The 16,774-nt window shown below is 65.4% G+C and carries 9 protein-coding genes; 8 read left to right on the forward strand and 1 reads right to left on the reverse strand.

Annotation, left to right across the window (positions count from 1 at the left end; all coding sequences use genetic code 11):
* Positions 1–44 precede the first annotated feature (44 nt).
* The 6 genes from NSE01_RS02380 to NSE01_RS02405 all read left to right on the forward strand — a co-directional run bounded on the left by NSE01_RS02380 (position 45) and on the right by NSE01_RS02405 (position 14,176).
* The gene (locus NSE01_RS02380; protein WP_147158036.1) at positions 45–1,448 is read left to right on the forward strand and encodes an aldehyde dehydrogenase family protein; all 1,404 of its coding nucleotides are present in this window, start codon (positions 45–47) and stop codon (positions 1,446–1,448) included.
* Complete coding sequence (locus NSE01_RS02385; RefSeq protein WP_147158037.1) at positions 1,445–3,079, forward strand: AMP-binding protein; 1,635 nt, start codon at positions 1,445–1,447, stop codon at positions 3,077–3,079. The genes NSE01_RS02380 and NSE01_RS02385 overlap by 4 nt, the downstream gene beginning before the upstream one ends.
* A gap of 453 nt (positions 3,080–3,532) precedes the next feature.
* Complete coding sequence (locus NSE01_RS02390) at positions 3,533–9,025, forward strand: AMP-binding protein (RefSeq protein WP_170233736.1); 5,493 nt, start codon at positions 3,533–3,535, stop codon at positions 9,023–9,025.
* Between the two features lie 107 nt (positions 9,026–9,132).
* The gene (locus NSE01_RS02395; protein ID WP_147158038.1) at positions 9,133–12,831 is read left to right on the forward strand and encodes an SDR family NAD(P)-dependent oxidoreductase; all 3,699 of its coding nucleotides are present in this window, start codon (positions 9,133–9,135) and stop codon (positions 12,829–12,831) included.
* 21 nt (positions 12,832–12,852) lie between these two features.
* A complete protein-coding gene (locus NSE01_RS02400; protein WP_147158162.1) occupies positions 12,853–13,785 on the forward strand; it encodes an acetyl-CoA carboxylase carboxyltransferase subunit alpha in 933 nt (310 codons plus the stop codon).
* A gap of 4 nt (positions 13,786–13,789) precedes the next feature.
* The gene (locus NSE01_RS02405) at positions 13,790–14,176 is read left to right on the forward strand and encodes a cupin domain-containing protein (protein WP_147158039.1); all 387 of its coding nucleotides are present in this window, start codon (positions 13,790–13,792) and stop codon (positions 14,174–14,176) included.
* Here the strand turns inward: NSE01_RS02405 and NSE01_RS02410 are convergent.
* Positions 14,173–14,814 (reverse strand): TetR/AcrR family transcriptional regulator, encoded by a 642-nt coding sequence (locus NSE01_RS02410; protein ID WP_147158040.1) that lies wholly within the window; start codon positions 14,812–14,814, stop codon positions 14,173–14,175. The genes NSE01_RS02405 and NSE01_RS02410 overlap by 4 nt on opposite strands.
* 101 nt (positions 14,815–14,915) lie before the next feature.
* Between NSE01_RS02410 and NSE01_RS02415 the strand changes: the two genes are divergently transcribed.
* Complete coding sequence (locus NSE01_RS02415; protein WP_147158041.1) at positions 14,916–15,935, forward strand: VOC family protein; 1,020 nt, start codon at positions 14,916–14,918, stop codon at positions 15,933–15,935.
* Positions 15,932–16,771: a fumarylacetoacetate hydrolase family protein gene (locus NSE01_RS02420; protein WP_147158042.1), complete on the forward strand. Its 840-nt coding sequence runs from the start codon at positions 15,932–15,934 to the stop codon at positions 16,769–16,771. The genes NSE01_RS02415 and NSE01_RS02420 overlap by 4 nt, the downstream gene beginning before the upstream one ends.
* The last annotated feature ends 3 nt before the right edge of the window (positions 16,772–16,774 follow it).

Genomic DNA, 16,774 nt, shown 5'->3' on the forward strand with positions numbered 1-16,774 from the left:
CCGGATAAGGCCTCCCCGCCCCAGCATCCCCTTGGGAGAGGACCATGGCTGACTACAAGCTGCTGATCGGCGGGAACCTCGTCGATGGCGACATGACGATGGACGTCATCAACCCGGCAACCGGCGCGCCGTTTGCCACGGTGGCGCGGGCTTCGGCACGGCAGGCCGACGAGGCGATTGCCGCAGCCAAGGCCGCCCAGCCCGCCTGGGGCGCACTCGATTTTACCGAGCGAGCTGCAAAGCTCAACGCGCTCGCCGACGCCATCGTGGCGCGCGCCGACGAGTTTGCCCGCATCCTGACGCAGGAACAGGGCAAACCGCTGCCCGAGGCCATGGGTGAAGTTGCCTGGACCGAAGGGTTCCTGCGCCATTACGCGTCGCTCGAACTGCCTGACCGGATCATCCAGGACGACGAAGCCGGCTACATCGCCGTCAAGCATCGTCCGCTTGGCGTTGTTGTCGGCATCATCGCGTGGAATTTCCCGCTGCTGGTTGCCTGCTGGAAGATCGGCCCTGCGGTGCTTGCCGGCAATGCCATCGTGCTCAAGCCAGCGCCGACCACGCCTGTCACAGCGCTGCTGCTCGGTGAAGTCTGCCGCGAGATCTTCCCTGCGGGTATCGTCAACATCATCACCGATGCCAACGATCTCGGGCCGCACCTTACCGCCCATCCCGATGTCGCCAAGATCGGCTTTACCGGCTCGACCGCCACCGGCAAGCGCATCGCCGCTTCGGGCGCGGACACCTTGAAGCGCGTCACGCTCGAACTCGGCGGCAACGATCCGGCGATCATCCTCGACGACGTCGATGTGAAGGAAACCGCTGCCGCGATCTTCGGCAATGCCTTCCTCAATGCGGGGCAGGTCTGCCTCGCGATCAAGCGCGCCTATGTCCACGCCGATATTTACGACACAATGTGCGCCGAACTCGCGCGTCTGGCGGAAGAAGCCATCGTCGGTGATGGCCTTGAGCAAGGCACCCAGATCGGCCCGATCCAGAACGCCGCGCAGTACGAGAAGGTCAAGGGCTTCCTCGAAGCCGCGCGCGCCGAAGGCGCCATCGTGGCGGGCGGCAAGGCGCTCGAACGCGCCGGATACTTCATCGCGCCCACCATCGTGCGCGACGTGACCGACGGCGCGAAGATCGTCGACGAGGAACAGTTCGGCCCGATCCTGCCGCTGGTGAAGTTCGACAGTGTCGATGACGTGATCGCCCGCGCCAATGGATCCGAATATGGCCTCGGCGGCTCGGTCTGGTCGAAGGATGTCAAACGTGCGAGCGAGATCGCCGCAAGGATCGAGAGCGGTCAGGTCTGGGTCAACCAGCATATCGCCATCGGCCCGCACATCCCGATGGCCGGCTTCAAGCAGTCTGGCCTTGGCGTCGAGCAGTCGGTCGAGGGCCTGTCCGAATATACCCAGGTCCAGGTCATCAACATCAAACGATGAGCGCGCTGTCCTATGCCGCGGGGCCGGTGGAAACGCCCCTGCTCGACACGACGATCGGCGAGGCTCTGCGCCTCGCCGCGTCACGCTGGCCTGAAGGTCTTGCGCTGGCCTCGCGCCATCAGGGCCTGCGCTTCACCTGGGCGGAGCTCGATGCGGCGGTGGACCGGACCGCCACCGGCCTGCTGCGCCTCGGCGTCCGGGCGGGAGACCGTGTCGGCATCTGGGCTCCGAATTGCGCGGAATGGACGCTGATCCAGTTTGCCACCGCGCGGATCGGCGCGATCCTCGTCACGATCAACCCGGCGTACCGGGTGAACGAGGTCGAGTACGCACTCAACAAGGTCGGCTGCAGCGTGCTGGTTACCGCCGTACGCTTCAAGAGCAGCGACTACCTCGGCATGCTCCGCGAGATCGGCGCCGAGCGCCTGCCGCAGCTGCGCCACACGGTGACCATCGGCCCGGACGCGCACGAGGGCTTCCTGCCGTGGCACACGCTCGACGTATCGCCCGATGCAGATGCGCTGGCCGCTGCCGGAGCAGGTCTTGGTCCTGACGATGCGATCAACATCCAGTTCACCAGCGGCACGACCGGCTTCCCCAAGGGCGCCACGCTCACCCACCGCAACATCCTGAACAATGGCTATTTCACCGGGCAGACCATCGCCTTGAGCGATGCGGACCGCATCTGCATTCCGGTGCCGCTCTACCACTGCTTCGGCATGGTGCTGGGCAACATGGCCGCGCTCACCAGCGGCGCCGCGATGGTCTATCCCGGCGAAGCTTTCGATCCCGCGGCCGTGCTGCAGGCGGTCGAAGCCGAAGGCTGCACCGCGCTTTACGGTGTGCCGACAATGTTCATCGCCGTGCTCGGCCAGCCTGCATTGGAAACGACAGACGTATCCACCCTGCGCACCGGGATCATGGCGGGTTCGCCCTGCCCGGTCACGGTGATGCGCGAAGTGATCGGCCGCCTCGGCATGCGCGAGGTGACCATCGGCTACGGCATGACCGAGACCAGCCCGCTTACGACCCAGACTGCGCGCAACGATCCGCTGGAGGAGCGCGTGAGCACCGTCGGGCGCGTGCATCCGCACGCCGAGGCCAAGATCGTCGGCCCGGACGGGCAGACCATGCCCATCGGACAGCAGGGCGAATACTGCTCGCGCGGCTATGCCGTCATGCTCGGCTACTGGGACGATCCGGCCAAGACCGCCGAAGCCATCGACGCCGAGGGCTGGATGCATTCGGGCGATCTCGCGACAATGGATGCCAACGGCTATGTGCGCATCACGGGCCGCATCAAGGACATGATCATTCGCGGCGGCGAGAACATCTACCCGCGTGAGATCGAGGAGTTCCTGCTCACGCACCCGCATGTGGCCGATGCGCAGGTATTCGGCATCAGCGACGAGAAGTTCGGCGAAGAAGTCTGCGCCTGGGTAATCTCACGCAATGGGGCCGCGCTAGAGGCCGAGCATATCCTGGAGCACTGCCGCGGGCGCATCGCGCATTACAAGGTGCCGCGCTACGTCCGGATCGTCGAAAGCTTCGCAATGACCGTCACCGGCAAGGCACAGAAGTTCGAGATGCGGCGGATGATGGAAGCCGAATTGGGGATCGCCGGCGGCTGAACTTCCGCAAATGTGCGTCTCTGCTGCAACAGACGGCGTAATTCGCTCGGTTCGTCGCACATGCCCCAAGGGGCATTTCCTTAGGCCATTTGCGAACCGTTCATATCGATTTCGGTGTGTGGACTACCGTTCCTGACGCAGCCCGGCCCCATCACGCAAAGTTACATTCTGGAAAAAATTGCGCCACTTATCCTGTGGATAACCATGGTAACAGGGCTTGCCAGCCCTCTTCGTTAACAAACCATTTTGGTTAAATATTGGGTGAACTTACGAACCAGAGCGCCCAATATCCCCATTGCGGGCATAGTGCGAGAAACAAACGATATTTCCCGTTTTACCCATTTTTTCGCAGTTTCTTGCGGGTTACCGCCCTTTTGGGTGACGATATTGCCAAGCCTCTCGCAATGAGGCTCCCTACCTTTCCTAACACAAGAAGGGAGAGACGATTCGGTCATGACCGAGGCCCAGATCATCGAGAGAGCCCCGCAGGCCGAGATCAATCCGGTACGCACGCGTGCGGATTGGGAGGCCATGCGCGCCGCCGCGCTCGCTGATCCCGGCGCCTTTCACGGCGACATTGCTGCTCGGCGCATCCACTGGTTCGTCGCCAACTGCGGTCCCGATGGCGCGTGGCTTTCGAAGAACGATGCCGGTGCATGGACCGGTTGGGATGCCGCCACCGGCGCGCCTGTCGCCCCTGAGCTTCCATCGTCCTTCGTCCCGTGGACCAAGGCCTTTGACGACAGCACCCCGCCTCACTGGCGCTGGTTCACCGGCGCCCGCACGAACGCGGCCTTCAACGAGATCGACCGCCATGTCCTTTCGGGACACGGAGCCGAAGCCGCGCTGATCTTTGAAGGCGACCGCTGGGATATGGCAGCAGACGGCGGGCGCGGCGCGCCGGTCGATACCTTCACTGTCAGCCGCAAGCGCATGCTGCTCGAAGTAGCCAAGTGCGCCGTCGCGCTCGAGGGGCTTGGCCTCAAAGCCGGTGACCGCATTGCGCTCAACATGCCGAGCATCGTGCCCCAGATCTTCTGGACCGAAGCTGCGAAGCGCCTTGGCGTGGTCTACACTGCGGTTTTCGGCGGCTTCAGCGACAAGACCTTGTCGGACCGCATTGCCGATGCCGGCGCGCGCGTGATCGTCACCTCGGACGGCAGCTATCGCAATGCACAGGTCGCCGCGTTCAAGACGGCCTATACCGACCCTGCGCTCGATAACTACGTGCCCGTCAGCACCGCGTTGGCAGTGCTCGCCGCCACCGATCTTGGACTCGATCCGGCGGACGCGGCAGTCATCAACGACACGGTTGCCGAAACGCTGGCGGGTGAAGTCACCGTCGAACGCTCCGATGTCATGCGCGGTGTCGGCCGCGCCCTCATCAAGCTCGGCGAAACCGGCCGCATCGGCGCCAGCGATGCCGCGCGCGTGCGCCTTGCCATTGCCTCCAGCCTCGTCACTCTGCCGCCGCGCGTCGATACCGTCATCGTCGTGCGGCACACCGCGCAGCCCGATATCGTCTGGCGCGAGGAGCGCGACCGTTGGAGCCACGAGCTGACCGACGCAGCGCTCGAAGCGATCCTTAAGAAGGCTGGTGTCGCCAGCGAAGAAGCGCTGCTGGCGCTGCCGGATGCCGATTTCGTCCGTGCGGTCTGGGCAAGCTCGAAGCCGCTGCCGGTCGATTCAGAGTACCCGCTGTTCTTCATCTACACCTCGGGCTCCACCGGAAAGCCCAAGGGCATCGTTCACGTCCACGGCGGCTATACCGCCGGCATCGCGCAATCGATGCAGGTTGCCTTCGATGCGCGCCCGGGCGATACGATCTTCGTCGTCGCCGATCCGGGCTGGATCACCGGGCAGAGCTACCAGATCTCGGCGTCGCTGCTTTCGCGCGTCACCACCGTGGTGTCCGAAGGCTCGCCCGTATTCCCGCACGCAGGCCGCTTCGCCTCGATGATCGAGCGCCACAAGGTCACGATCTTCAAGGCCGGCGTCACCTTCCTCAAGTCGATCATGTCGGACCCGTCGAACCTCGCCGACGTCCAGCGCTACGACATGAGCCACCTGCGCGTCGCCACCTTCTGCGCCGAGCCGACCTCACCCAGCGTGCAGGCCTTCGGCATGGAGCACGTGACCCGCCAGTACATCAACAGCTACTGGGCGACCGAACACGGCGGCATCGCGTGGACGCATTTCTATGGCAACGCGGACTACCCGCTGAAGGCCGATGCGCACGCATTCCCGCTGCCGTGGATCGTCGGCGACGTCTGGGTCGAGGACGAGAACGCCGCACCCGGCACGTCGCCCTTCACCCGCAGCAGCAGCGAAGGCGTCAACTGGCGCCGCGCCGAACCGGGCGAAAAGGGCGAAATCGTCATCGCCGCCCCCTACCCCTACCTCGCCCGCACGATCTGGGGCGATGTGGAGAACTTCCACGTCAAGGACGGCAGCGTACAGGGCGATTGGAAGGGTGACGCGGGCCGCTGGGTCGGCGGATACTGGAACCGCTGGCAGGGCAGCTGGGCCTATACGCAGGGCGATTTCGCCATTGCGCATCCCGATGGCTCGTTCTCGTTCCACGGCCGATCGGACGACGTCATCAACGTCTCGGGCCACCGCATGGGCACCGAGGAAATCGAAGGCGCGGTCCTGCGCGACAAGGCGCTCGATCCGAACTCGCCGGTCGGCAATGTCCTCGTCGTCGGCGCGCCGCACCGCGAAAAGGGGCTGACCCCACTCGCCTTCGTCGTCCCCGTCGCGGGCCGCAAGCTGACCGAGGAAGACCGCCAGCGCCTGTTCAATCTCGTCCGCACCGAAAAGGGCGCGGTCGCGGTTCCGGCCGATTTCATCGAGGTCAGCCAGTTCCCCGAAACCCGCTCGGGCAAGTACATGCGCCGCATGGTCCGCGCGCTCGTCGAAGGCGGCGAGCTCGGCGATGTCACCACGCTGCGCAACCCGGATAGCCTGACCGAACTCAAGACCGCGATCGACGCATGGCAGCGTCAGCAGCGCCTTTCGGAGGAGCAGTCGCTATTTGAGCGTTATCGCTACTTCCTCATTCAATACAACGCGGTAGCCCCCGGCAAGCGCGTCGCCACCGTCACCGTCACCAACGCGCCGGTCAACGCGCTCAACGAACGCGCGATCGACGAACTGGTGATTGTCGTCGATCACCTCAGCCGCAAGGACGATGTCGTCGCGGTCGTGTTCACTGGCGAGGGCACCAGCTCGTTCGTCGCGGGCGCGGATATCCGGCAGATGCTGGAGGAAATCCACAGCCACGACGAAGCGATGGTGCTGCCCAACAACGCGCAGCTTGCCTTCCGCAAGATCGAACTGATGGGCAAGCCGTGCATTGCCGCAGTCCAGGGCGTCGCGCTCGGCGGCGGCATGGAATTCGCACTCGCCTGCCACGTCCGCGTGGCCGAGACGACCGCGCGCTTCGGCCAGCCCGAAATCCGTCTGCGCCTGCTTCCCGGCTATGGCGGCACGCAGCGCCTGCCGCGCCTGCTGGCCGACCGCCACGGCGCGACCGGCGTGCGCGATGCGCTCGATCTGATCCTCGGCGGCCGCAGCATCGATGCCGCGCAGGCCGAGGCTATCGGTCTCGTCGACGCGCTCGCCGATGGCCCACGCGATGCGCTGGCCGAAGCCCACGCGATGGTGCGCGACTGGGTGAAGCGCGGTGCAGAAAGCCCGCTCGGTAAGGCTTTCGCCGCGCGCGAAGAGGCGACGATGGCGTGGGAGAAGCCCTCCACCGTTGATCTCGACGCCGTGATGCAGGACGACTTCCTTCGGCGCATCCTACGCCAGCTTAATTGGGCCGGCCGTGGAAAGGCTGGCGAGCGCGCGCTCGATGCCGTCCGCACTGGCCTTGCCAGCGGCATCTCGGCCGGTCTCGCCCGCGAAGCTGCGCTGTTTGCCGAAGCCATCGTCGATCCCGAAGGCGGCAAGACTGGCATCCGCCAGTTCATGGACAAGGTCGCGCCCCCACTCCCCGTCCGCCGCGACGGCGTGTGGATCGACAGCGAACACGAGACCCGCGCAGCCGAGCTGGAAGCGAACGGCGATCTGCTCCCCGTGGGCGCGCCGTTCTACCCCGGCGTCACCGCGATCCCGCCCTATCAATATGCCTTCGGCATCGCCCGCGATCCCGATACCGGCGCGCCGCGCTTCGGCCCGCCCGCAACACATGAGCGCGAGCTGATCGTCAAGGTGCCCGAGCCAGCGCCCAACGAAGCGTTGCTCTACATGCTGACCAGCGAGGTCAACTTCAACGACATATGGGCGCTGACCGGCATTCCCGTCTCGCCCTTCGATAGCCACGAGGAAGACGTCCAGATCACCGGCTCGGGTGGCATCGCGCTCGTTGCGGCGCTGGGCAGCGAGACGCGCAGCGAGGGCCGCATCAAGGTCGGCGATCTCGTCACGGTCTATTCGGGCACCAACGATCTGCTCTCGCCTGCAGTCGGCAACGATCCGATGTACGCCGATTTCTCGATCCAGGGCTACGAGACCGAAACGGGCAGCCACGCGCAGTTCCTGACGGTGCAGGCGCCGCAGATGCACAAGGTGCCGCCGAACCTCACGCTGGAGCAGGCGGGCAGCTACGTTCTCAACCTCGGCACGATCTCGCGCTGCCTGTTCACCACGCTCCAGATCGCGCCGGGCCGCACGCTGTTCGTCGAAGGCGCCGCCACCGGCACCGGGCTTGATGCCCTGCGCTCCTCGGTCCGCACCGGCCTGCAGGTCACCGGCCTCGTTTCCAGCCCGGACCGCGCTGCGTTCATCACCACGCAGCAAGGCGCAGTCGGCGCGATCAACCGCAAGGACCCGCGCTTTGCGGATCTCTACACGACAGTGCCGGAAGACGCCGAAGCCGCCCGCATTTGGGAAGCTGCAGGCCAGCCGCTCGTCGAGGAATACAAGGCGCTCAATGGCGGCAAGCTGGCGGACTACGTCGTCAGCCACGCGGGCGAGACCGCCTTCCCGCGCAGCTTCCAGCTCCTCGCCGAGAACGGCACGCTGGCGTTCTACGGCGCGTCCTCGGGTTATCACTTCAGCTTCATGGGCAAGTCTGGCGCTGCCAGCCCCGAAGAGATGCTGCGCCGCGCGGCCCTGCGCGGCGGTGAGGCGGTGCTGATCTACTACGGCCCCGGCTCCGATGCGCTGCTTGATGACATGGGCCTCGAGATCATCGAGGCGGCCCGCCGCTTCAACGCCCGCAGCGTTGTCGCGACGACCACCGACGGCCAGCGCGAGTTCCTGGGCTCGCTTGGCCTCGAGGACGCCATCGAAGGCATCGTCAGCCTCGAGAGCATTCGCCGCCGCGAAGGCGACAACTTCCTCTGGCCCGACACGATGCCGCGCCTGCCCGATGCCAAGGCCGATATCGAGGTCTTCAAGGCAGCGGTGCGCGACTATCAGGACCGCGTGATGAAGCCGTTCGGCAGCGCCATCGGCAAGATCCTGCGCTCGGCGGACAACCCGCGCGGCGCGCCGGATCTCGTGTTCGAACGCACCGGACAGGACACGCTTGGCGTCTCGACCTCGCTGGTGAAGCCCTTCACCGGTCGCGTCGTCTTCGCCGAGGACTGCGCCGGGAGCCGTTTCACGTTCTACGCGCCGCAGGTCTGGACCCGCCAGCGCAAGATCCTCATGCCCACCGCTTCGATCCTCGGCACGCACCTCTGCAACGCCTTCGAAGTCGCGCGCATGAACGACATGATCGCGGCCGGCCTGCTCGAAGTGACCGAGCCCGAAGTCGTCAGCTGGGACGGCCTTCCCGAAGCGCACCAGTCGATGTGGGACAACCGCCATTCGGGCGCGACCTACGTCGTCAACCATGCCCTCCCCGCCATGGGCCTGCGCAGCCGCGACGCGCTGCTCGAGGCTTGGGCCGTTCTTGGGGCGGAACAGGAGGCGGATAGCAGCGATGAGTAGACCAACCTCGCCGCATTAGCGCGGCACCGCCTCCAGCTGCCCTCCCCAGGCCAGAATCCACCTCAATCCAGCGCCGCTCAGTCCGCGCATTTTTTCAGGAGAGTGACATGGCCAAGGCAAAGACCATCGATCCCGCACCGCAAGCCACGACCGCGGCTACCGGCCGCCTCGCCGGCAAGATCGCCCTCGTCACCGGCGCTGCCGGCAATCTTGGCGGCTATATCGTGCGCCACTACCTCGCCGAGGGCGCCACGGTCGTCATGACCGGCCGCACCGAGGCCCGCCTCGAAGCCGCGGCTGAGGCCATGCGTGCTGCCAGCGGCGTCGATGCGACCCGCCTTGCCACCGTCATCCTCGATGGCGGCAATGCGCAGTCCGTCCGCGATGCCGTCGCCGATGTCGTCCGCCGCTTCGGCCGCATCGACATTCTCGTCAACAACGCCGGATCGGCGGGGCCCAAGCAGACCATCGAGCAGCTGCCGTTCGACGACGAGGAACTGGCCGCCCTGCAAAAGCGCGGTGCGAACGATACCGAGACCGTGCCCGCCGCGATGCGCAACATCTTCGGCGTGGCGTGGAACCTTGCCCGCACCGTTGCCGCGGCGATGCCCGAGGGCGGTTCGATCATCAACGTCTCGACGATCTTCTCGCGCACGCCCTACTATGCCCGCGCCGCCTATGTCGTCCCCAAGGCGGCAATGAACGCGTGGTCGCGCGAGCTTTCGCTCGAACTCGGTCCGCGCGGCATTCGCGTCAATCTCGTCTTCCCCGGCCCGATCGAGAGCGAGCGCATCCGCACCGTGTTCGCGGCGATGGACAAGGCGCGCGGCGATGAGGACGGCACGACCGCCAACACCTTCTTCGACATGATGTCGCTGGAGCGCAGCACCGGCGGCGCGCCCAAGGCCAAGACCTTCCCGGTGCCTGACGACATCGCGACGACCTGCGTCTTCCTCGGCAGCGACGAGTCCGCCGCCTTCAACGGTCACGATTTCGAAGTCACCCACGGCATGACTGTCCGCAAGGAAGAGCGCGCGACCTACCTTGCGCGGCCGACCATGCGCTCGATGGACGGCGCTGGCCTTGCGATCCTGATCGTCGCCGGTGAAAACTGGGAAGAAGCGCTCGAGATCGCGAAGATCCAGATTTCCTGCGGCACCAGCGTCCTTCTCGGCGTACCGCGCCAGGCCGACGTCGCCATCGCGCAGGCCCGCGCCAAGGCGGAAGGCATCGGTGACGCGCTCACCATCGTGCGCTTCAACCGTACCGAGCCTGCGACAATCGAAGCCGCGCTGACCGACTACACCGAAAGCAAGACGCCGATCACCGGCGCGATCTTCCTGCCGGTGTTCGGTCCGGGCGAATTCGGCGGCCGCCTTGTCGACGCCGAAGACGACATGATCGACAGCTTCATGGATGTCGAACTCGTCGGCGCGATGGCTTTGGCGCGTACGCTCAGCCGCTACTGGAAGCGCCACGGTTCTCTGCTGCAGGCCCCGCGCTTCATCTTCATGTCCAACGCCAGCGACGGCAAGGACAACGTCTTTGGCAACGTGCTGCGCGCCGCGATCGAGCAGCTGATCCGCATCTGGCGCGATGAAAGCGAGATCGACGTCGCCCATGGCCGCCGCCGTCAGGGCGAATGGGGCAACCAGATCGTGCGCTTCACCAATGCGGAAAGCGAATGCACCCGCTTTGCCGCTGGGCACGCTGCGCGCGTGCTCATCAAGGAAAGCAAGATTGCCGAAGTCACGCTCTACGTGCCGCGCAGCATTGGCGAGGCGACGGGCGCACGCAAGGCGATGGCGGGCTTCAGCGAGAACATCACCGGCCTGCACCTCGGCAAGGTGGCGCTGATCACTGGCGGTTCGGCCGGCATCGGCGGCCAGGTTGCGCGTCTGCTCGCGCTGGCGGGCGGCAAGGTCATGATGGTTGCGCGCCGCGAAAGCGAACTCGCCGTCGCCCGCGCGCGCATCGTCAGCGAGCTTGAGGACATCGGCTTCGCCGGCGTCGAGCGCCGCGTGCAGACGATGGCCGGCATGGACGTCAGCAACCTCGACAGCCTCAAGGCGGCGGTCGACGCGACGATCAAGGCGTTCGGGCGAATCGACTACCTGATCAACAACGCCGGCGTTGCCGGTGCGGAAGAGATGGTCGTCGACATGAGCGTGGACGCGTGGAACTACACGCTCGACGCGAACCTCATCTCGAACTTCATCCTGATGCACCATGTCGTGCCGCACATGAAGGCGCAAGGTTCGGGCTACGTGCTCAACGTCTCGTCCTACTTCGGCGGCGAGAAGTACCTCGCGGTCGCCTATCCCAACCGTGCCGACTATGCCGTCTCCAAGTCCGGCCAGCGCGCGATGGTGGAATCGATGGCGCGCTACCTCGGGCCTGAAGTGCAGTTCAACGCGATTGCCCCCGGCCCCGTCGATGGCGACCGCCTTGCCGGCACGGGCGGCAAGCCCGGCCTGTTCGAGCGGCGCGGCAAGCTGATCCTTGCCAACAAGCGGCTCAACGCCATCCACGCGGCGGCGGTGAAGTCGCTGCGCCGGGGCGTCCGCGTCGAAGCGCTGCTCAGCCGCCTCGCCCGCAACGACACGGTCCGCATGTCACACGATACCAACAACCCGCGCGAAATCCGCGAGCTGGCGCTGGCCTGCGCGCGCGAGGGCGACGGTGTGTGCACCTGGGATCGCTATCTGATGACGCCGGACATCGCGGCCAAGCTCGTCAGCCGCCTGCGCGGCGCGGGTTACTTCCTCGACAGCCCGGAATGGGCGGACCGCCCGGATACCCCGGAGGCCAATCGCGACTGGCTGCTGAAGACCCCGCCGGAAGACGAACCCTTCCTCCCCGGCGACAAGATCGCGGTCGAGGCCAAGAAGGTCGGCACCGGCGTGCTCTCGCAGCTCTTCCTCGGCAAGATGCCGACCGAAACTGATGTGGCGCAGGCGACTGTGTTCTTCCTCGCCGATCGCGCCGTTTCGGGCGAGACGTTCATGCCCTCGGGCGGCCTCAGCGTCGAACGTTCGACCACCGAGCGCGAACTGTTCGGCAGCCCGAAGCAGGAACGGCTCGACCAGATGCGCGGCCGCACCGTGTGGATGATCGGCGAGCACCTCACCGATTATCTCGCCGAGACGGCACGCCAGTTCATCGCCGATTGCCACGTCGCGCGCGTGGTGATGATGACGGGGAGCGAGGCCGGCTACACTGCGGTCAAGGACCAGCTCGACGATATCGAGAACCCGGCGCTGGAATACGTCGCGCTCGATGGCGGCGTCGAGGCCGCAATGGACGAGGCGATCCGCCGCTGGGGCCACCCGACGACGATCGTCTCGACCCCCATGCAGCCGCTGCCGAACCGGCTGTTTGCGACAGATGCGCTGCTGACGCCGGAAGAGTTCCGCGGGCTGGTGAAGGACAATCTGACCAATCACTTCCGCGTCGCCCGCAAGGCCTCGCTCTTTGATGATTGCCAGCTCGTCCTCGTCTCGCCCGACGTGCCGATGGGCGACAAGAGCCCGGCCTTCGCGCTCGCCAACTTCATCAAGACGACGCTGCACTCGTTCACCGCCACCCTCGCGGTGGAAAACGAGCGCCTCGTCCACGGCGCGCCGGTCAACCAGATCAACCTCACCCGCCGCGTCCGTTCGGAAGAACCGCGCGATCTCGATGAACATCTGGAAGAAGTGAAGCGTTTCGCCCGTGCCGTGCTGCTTGTCGGTACCCCCCTCCCGGATGCCGAAGATTCGCGCTATCGTGCGCGCATCTATCGCGGGATGTCGATGACAGTCTGACGGACTTTGGGTGATTGGGGCCTGATGGAATACCTGTCGTTTGAAAAGCCGATCGAGGCTCTCGCGAAGCGCGCCGCTGCGCTTCGCGAGGGCGGAAGCGGCGAGGCCGAAGCCCTGATGCTCGACGAGCGGGCGCATCGCCAGCTCGCGGATCTCTATGCGCGCCTGACCCCTTGGCAGCGCACGCAAGTGGCCCGGCACCCGTCTCGCCCTCACTTCGTGCATTACGTGCAAGGCCTGTTCGAGGAATTCCTGCCGCTGGGCGGGGACCGCCTCTACGGCAACGACCAGGCGATCATCGGCGGCTTTGCAAGGCTCGGCGGGCGCGCGGTGATGGTCATCGGCCACGCCAAGGGCGAAGACACCACCTCGCGCCTCAAGCACAATTTCGGCATGGCCCGGCCCGAAGGCTACCGCAAGGCGATCCGCCTGATGGACATCGCCGACCGGTTCGGCCTCCCCGTGATTACGCTCGTCGATACCCCCGGCGCGTTCCCCGGCGTCGATGCCGAAGCGCGCGGGCAGGCCGAAGCCATCGCACGCAGCACCGAAAAGTGCCTCGAGATCGGCGTTCCGCTCATTGCGGTGATCGTCGGTGAAGGCGGTTCGGGCGGCGCTGTTGCGCTTGCCAGCGCTAACCGCGTGCTGATGCTGGAGCATTCGGTCTATTCGGTGATCTCGCCCGAGGGCTGCGCCTCGATCCTGTGGCGCGGCAATGATCGCGCGCCCGATGCGGCCGAGGCAATGAAGATGACCGCGCCCGACCTGATGCAGCTCGGCGTGATCCACCGCGTGATCTACGAACCCGTCGGCGGCGCGCATCGCAACCATGCCGAGACGATCAAGCGGCTCGGCACCGCGCTGCGCAGCGAATTGCAGGATCTCACGCCGCTCACGGCAGATGAACTGCGGGCTGAACGCTGGTCGTTCTTCATGAAGCTCGGTTCCGTCTGAAGCGATGGCGCGAGGGCCGATCGAAAACGACCGCGAGGGCCGTGAGGTTCTGGAGAACATGCGCGGCGGCCCGGGCAGCGTCTCCGTCCGGCACTTCCGGTTTGACGGCAAGGGCGCGCCGGCGCGCTTCCTGATCCTCGAAATTCCACCGGGCGCAGCCGAAGGCGACCACGTCCACTATGCCGATGATCGCAATGGCACCGGCGCCTACGAAGAATTCTACTACGTGATCTCAGGGCGCGGAATAGCGACCTTGGGAAACAAGACGTATCCGGTCTCGGCGGGCGACTACTGGCATGCCCCGCTCGATCTGGCGCGCGGCCTTGCCAACAGCGATCCCCATGAAATCCTGAAGGTCCATCTGACCGTGGTCCTGCGAGCCCCAGCCTAGAGCGTCAGACAGGCGGTGTCTGCGATCTGCTGGGCACGCTCCGGCTCAGCACCTAGGCCGGTCAGCCCGAGGACCAGCATCGCACTAAGCCGCTCGCGCGCGGTATCGAGGCCGCTCCGTTCTTCGACAAGGTTCGCGAGCAGGACCTGGCACAGGCCCAGCCAGTAGAGCACGCCGCCCGTGCGTGCCGCATCGCGCAGCAGGCCCGCTGCGAGCGCCGCTTCGATATCAACCACGAGCCCGCGATTGAGCGGATGCGACGTCAGGGTTGAACTGGCGTTGCTGCGCAGGAGCACGATCGTCCGCTTCGGCTCTGCCAGCGCAAAAGCAGCGCCGACGCACATGCCGCCTGCGATCCGCACAAGGGGATCGGCAACATCGGAATTGGCCGCGGTGATACGGTCTTCCAAATCGCTCCGGACTTCCTCTGCGATGGCAGAAGCGAACGCAGGTTTATCCGAAAAATGATTGAAAAAACTGCCTTTTGCTACCCCAGCCCGCGCGACGACCTCATCGATGGGTATCGCATCGATCGGCTTTTCGGCCAGCAGTTCGAAGCCCGCCGAAATGAGGGCACTGCGCGTGCGGGCAGCGCGCGGTGACAAGGATGGGGGCGATTGGATGGGAAGCGAAGCCATGCACCCCCTCTACTTGACTATATGGTCAAAAGCAAGATATTTGACCATATAGTCAACTGCGACTCGCCACTGCCGAAGCGAGCCAGTCGGGAGAGAACCTGATGCCGGTGATCAAGATCGAGGACATTGCCCATGTCCGTTTTGCCGCGCCGAGGCTCGCCGAAATGCGCGGCTTTCTTCTGGATTTCGGGTTCGAAACCTTTGAACAGGGCGGCAAGCTATATGGCCGTGGCAGCGATGGACGTCCTTTTCTCCACGTCACCGAACCGGGCGAAGCGCGCTTCCTCGCTGTCGGGCTGCGCGCCGCTTCGGTGGAGGATCTTGAAACGCTGGCGCAGGCAGAAGGGGTGAGTGTCGAACCATTCGATGCGCCCGGCGGCGGGCATGTCGTCCAGTTGATTGATCCCAATGGCTATCAGGTGGAAGTTGTGGCGGGCCAGGAGGTCGGCGCGCCCACCCCGCCCGTCACCGATACACCGCACAACACAGCCACAGCCAAGCCGCGCCTGCGCGAGCCGATCCGGCTCCAGAGCAGCCCGGCGCATATCCAGCGCATTGGCCATGCCGTCCTGCGCGTAAAGGACTTCCGAGCCTCAGAAGCCTGGTACAAGGCGCGCTTCGGACTGCTTACTTCAGACGAAATCGAGGCGGCAAAGGACGTCCCCCTTGGCGCCTTCCTGCGCTGCGACCGCGGTGACGTGCCAAGCGATCACCACACCCTGTTCCTTGCGCAGTTGCCGGGGCCGCCGGGGCTGCTTCATGCCGCGTTCGAGGTTGCCGATCTGGACGACCTGATGCTGGGCCACCAGCACCTCAAGGCCGCTGGTCGGAAAGCCGCCTGGGGTGTCGGCCGCCACATCATGGGCAGCCAGATCTTCGATTACTGGCTCGATCCCTTCGGAAATGAACTCGAGCACTGGACCGATGGCGATCTCTTCACCGCCGCCGATCCGCCGAACAAGCAGACGATGCAGGCGCTGCTTGCCGTGCAGTGGGGCACGCCCCACCCGATGCAGACCGGACGCCTCGCGCCGCCCGTCGGCCTTGTCGCTTTCGTCATGGCGCTGCGCCTGCGCGTGCTCCGCCTCTTCAGCCGCAAACCCGAAGGAAATCCCGCATGAAGCTCGCCACCTACACCGCCGATGGCCGGACACGCACTGGCATCGTCGTCGAAGACCGCATCATCGACACTGGCCTTGAGGGCACGATGATCGACCTGATCCGCGATTGGGATGCCCTGAAGGATGGCCTTGCCGCTAAGGCCGTAGCGGGCGGCGGCATTCCCCTCGCCGAGGTCACACTTGAAGCGCCAGTCCAACGTCCGGGCAAGATTTTCGCCATTGGCCTAAACTATGCCGATCATATTGCTGAATCCAATATGAAAACCCCTGAGAGGCAGGTCTGGTTCACCAAGGCGCAGACCTCGGTCAACGCGCCCTTTGCCGATGTCGAGATCGCCAAGGGTACAATGACGGCAGACTACGAAGTCGAGCTCGTCGCGGTGATCGGCAAGGGCGGCAAGCATGTCTCCGCCGACGACGCGGCCGGGGCCATCTTTGGCTACTGCGTCGGCAACGATGTGACCGAGCGCATGTGGCAGCATGCCTCGCCGCAGTGGTCGCTCGGCAAGAGCTTCGACACACACGCTCCGATGGGCCCGTGGATCGTCACCGCTGATGAAGTCGGCGATCCCCACACGCTCGGCCTGCGCTGTTTCGTCAATGGTGAAAAGCGTCAGGATTCCAATACGTCCCATCTCGTTTTCAATATCTGGCAACAAGTTGAGCATCTCTCGGTCGGCATGACGCTCGAACCCGGCGATTGCCTCTTCACCGGCACCCCCGGCGGCGTCGGCGCGGCGATGGATCCTCGCCAGTTCCTCAAGGCAGGCGATGTCGTGCGCTGCGAGGTCGACGGACTTGGCCACATCGAGGCCACCATGGTCGCTGAGGGCTGATCC

Source organism: Novosphingobium sediminis, assembly GCF_007991615.1.
Classification (GTDB): Bacteria; Pseudomonadota; Alphaproteobacteria; order Sphingomonadales; family Sphingomonadaceae; genus Novosphingobium; species Novosphingobium sediminis.

Excerpts from the sequence above, each read along its gene's own strand:
- NSE01_RS02390 (WP_170233736.1), top strand. The coding sequence starts at position 3,533 with ATGACCGAGGCCCAGATCATCGAGAGAGCCCCGCAGGCCGAGATCAAT.
- NSE01_RS02415 (WP_147158041.1), top strand. The coding sequence starts at position 14,916 with ATGCCGGTGATCAAGATCGAGGACATTGCCCATGTCCGTTTTGCCGCG.
- NSE01_RS02405 (WP_147158039.1), top strand. The coding sequence starts at position 13,790 with ATGGCGCGAGGGCCGATCGAAAACGACCGCGAGGGCCGTGAGGTTCTG.
- NSE01_RS02395 (WP_147158038.1), top strand. The coding sequence starts at position 9,133 with ATGGCCAAGGCAAAGACCATCGATCCCGCACCGCAAGCCACGACCGCG.
- NSE01_RS02385 (WP_147158037.1), top strand. The coding sequence starts at position 1,445 with ATGAGCGCGCTGTCCTATGCCGCGGGGCCGGTGGAAACGCCCCTGCTC.
- NSE01_RS02420 (WP_147158042.1), top strand. The coding sequence starts at position 15,932 with ATGAAGCTCGCCACCTACACCGCCGATGGCCGGACACGCACTGGCATC.
- NSE01_RS02380 (WP_147158036.1), top strand. The coding sequence starts at position 45 with ATGGCTGACTACAAGCTGCTGATCGGCGGGAACCTCGTCGATGGCGAC.
- NSE01_RS02410 (WP_147158040.1), bottom strand. The coding sequence starts at position 14,814 with ATGGCTTCGCTTCCCATCCAATCGCCCCCATCCTTGTCACCGCGCGCT.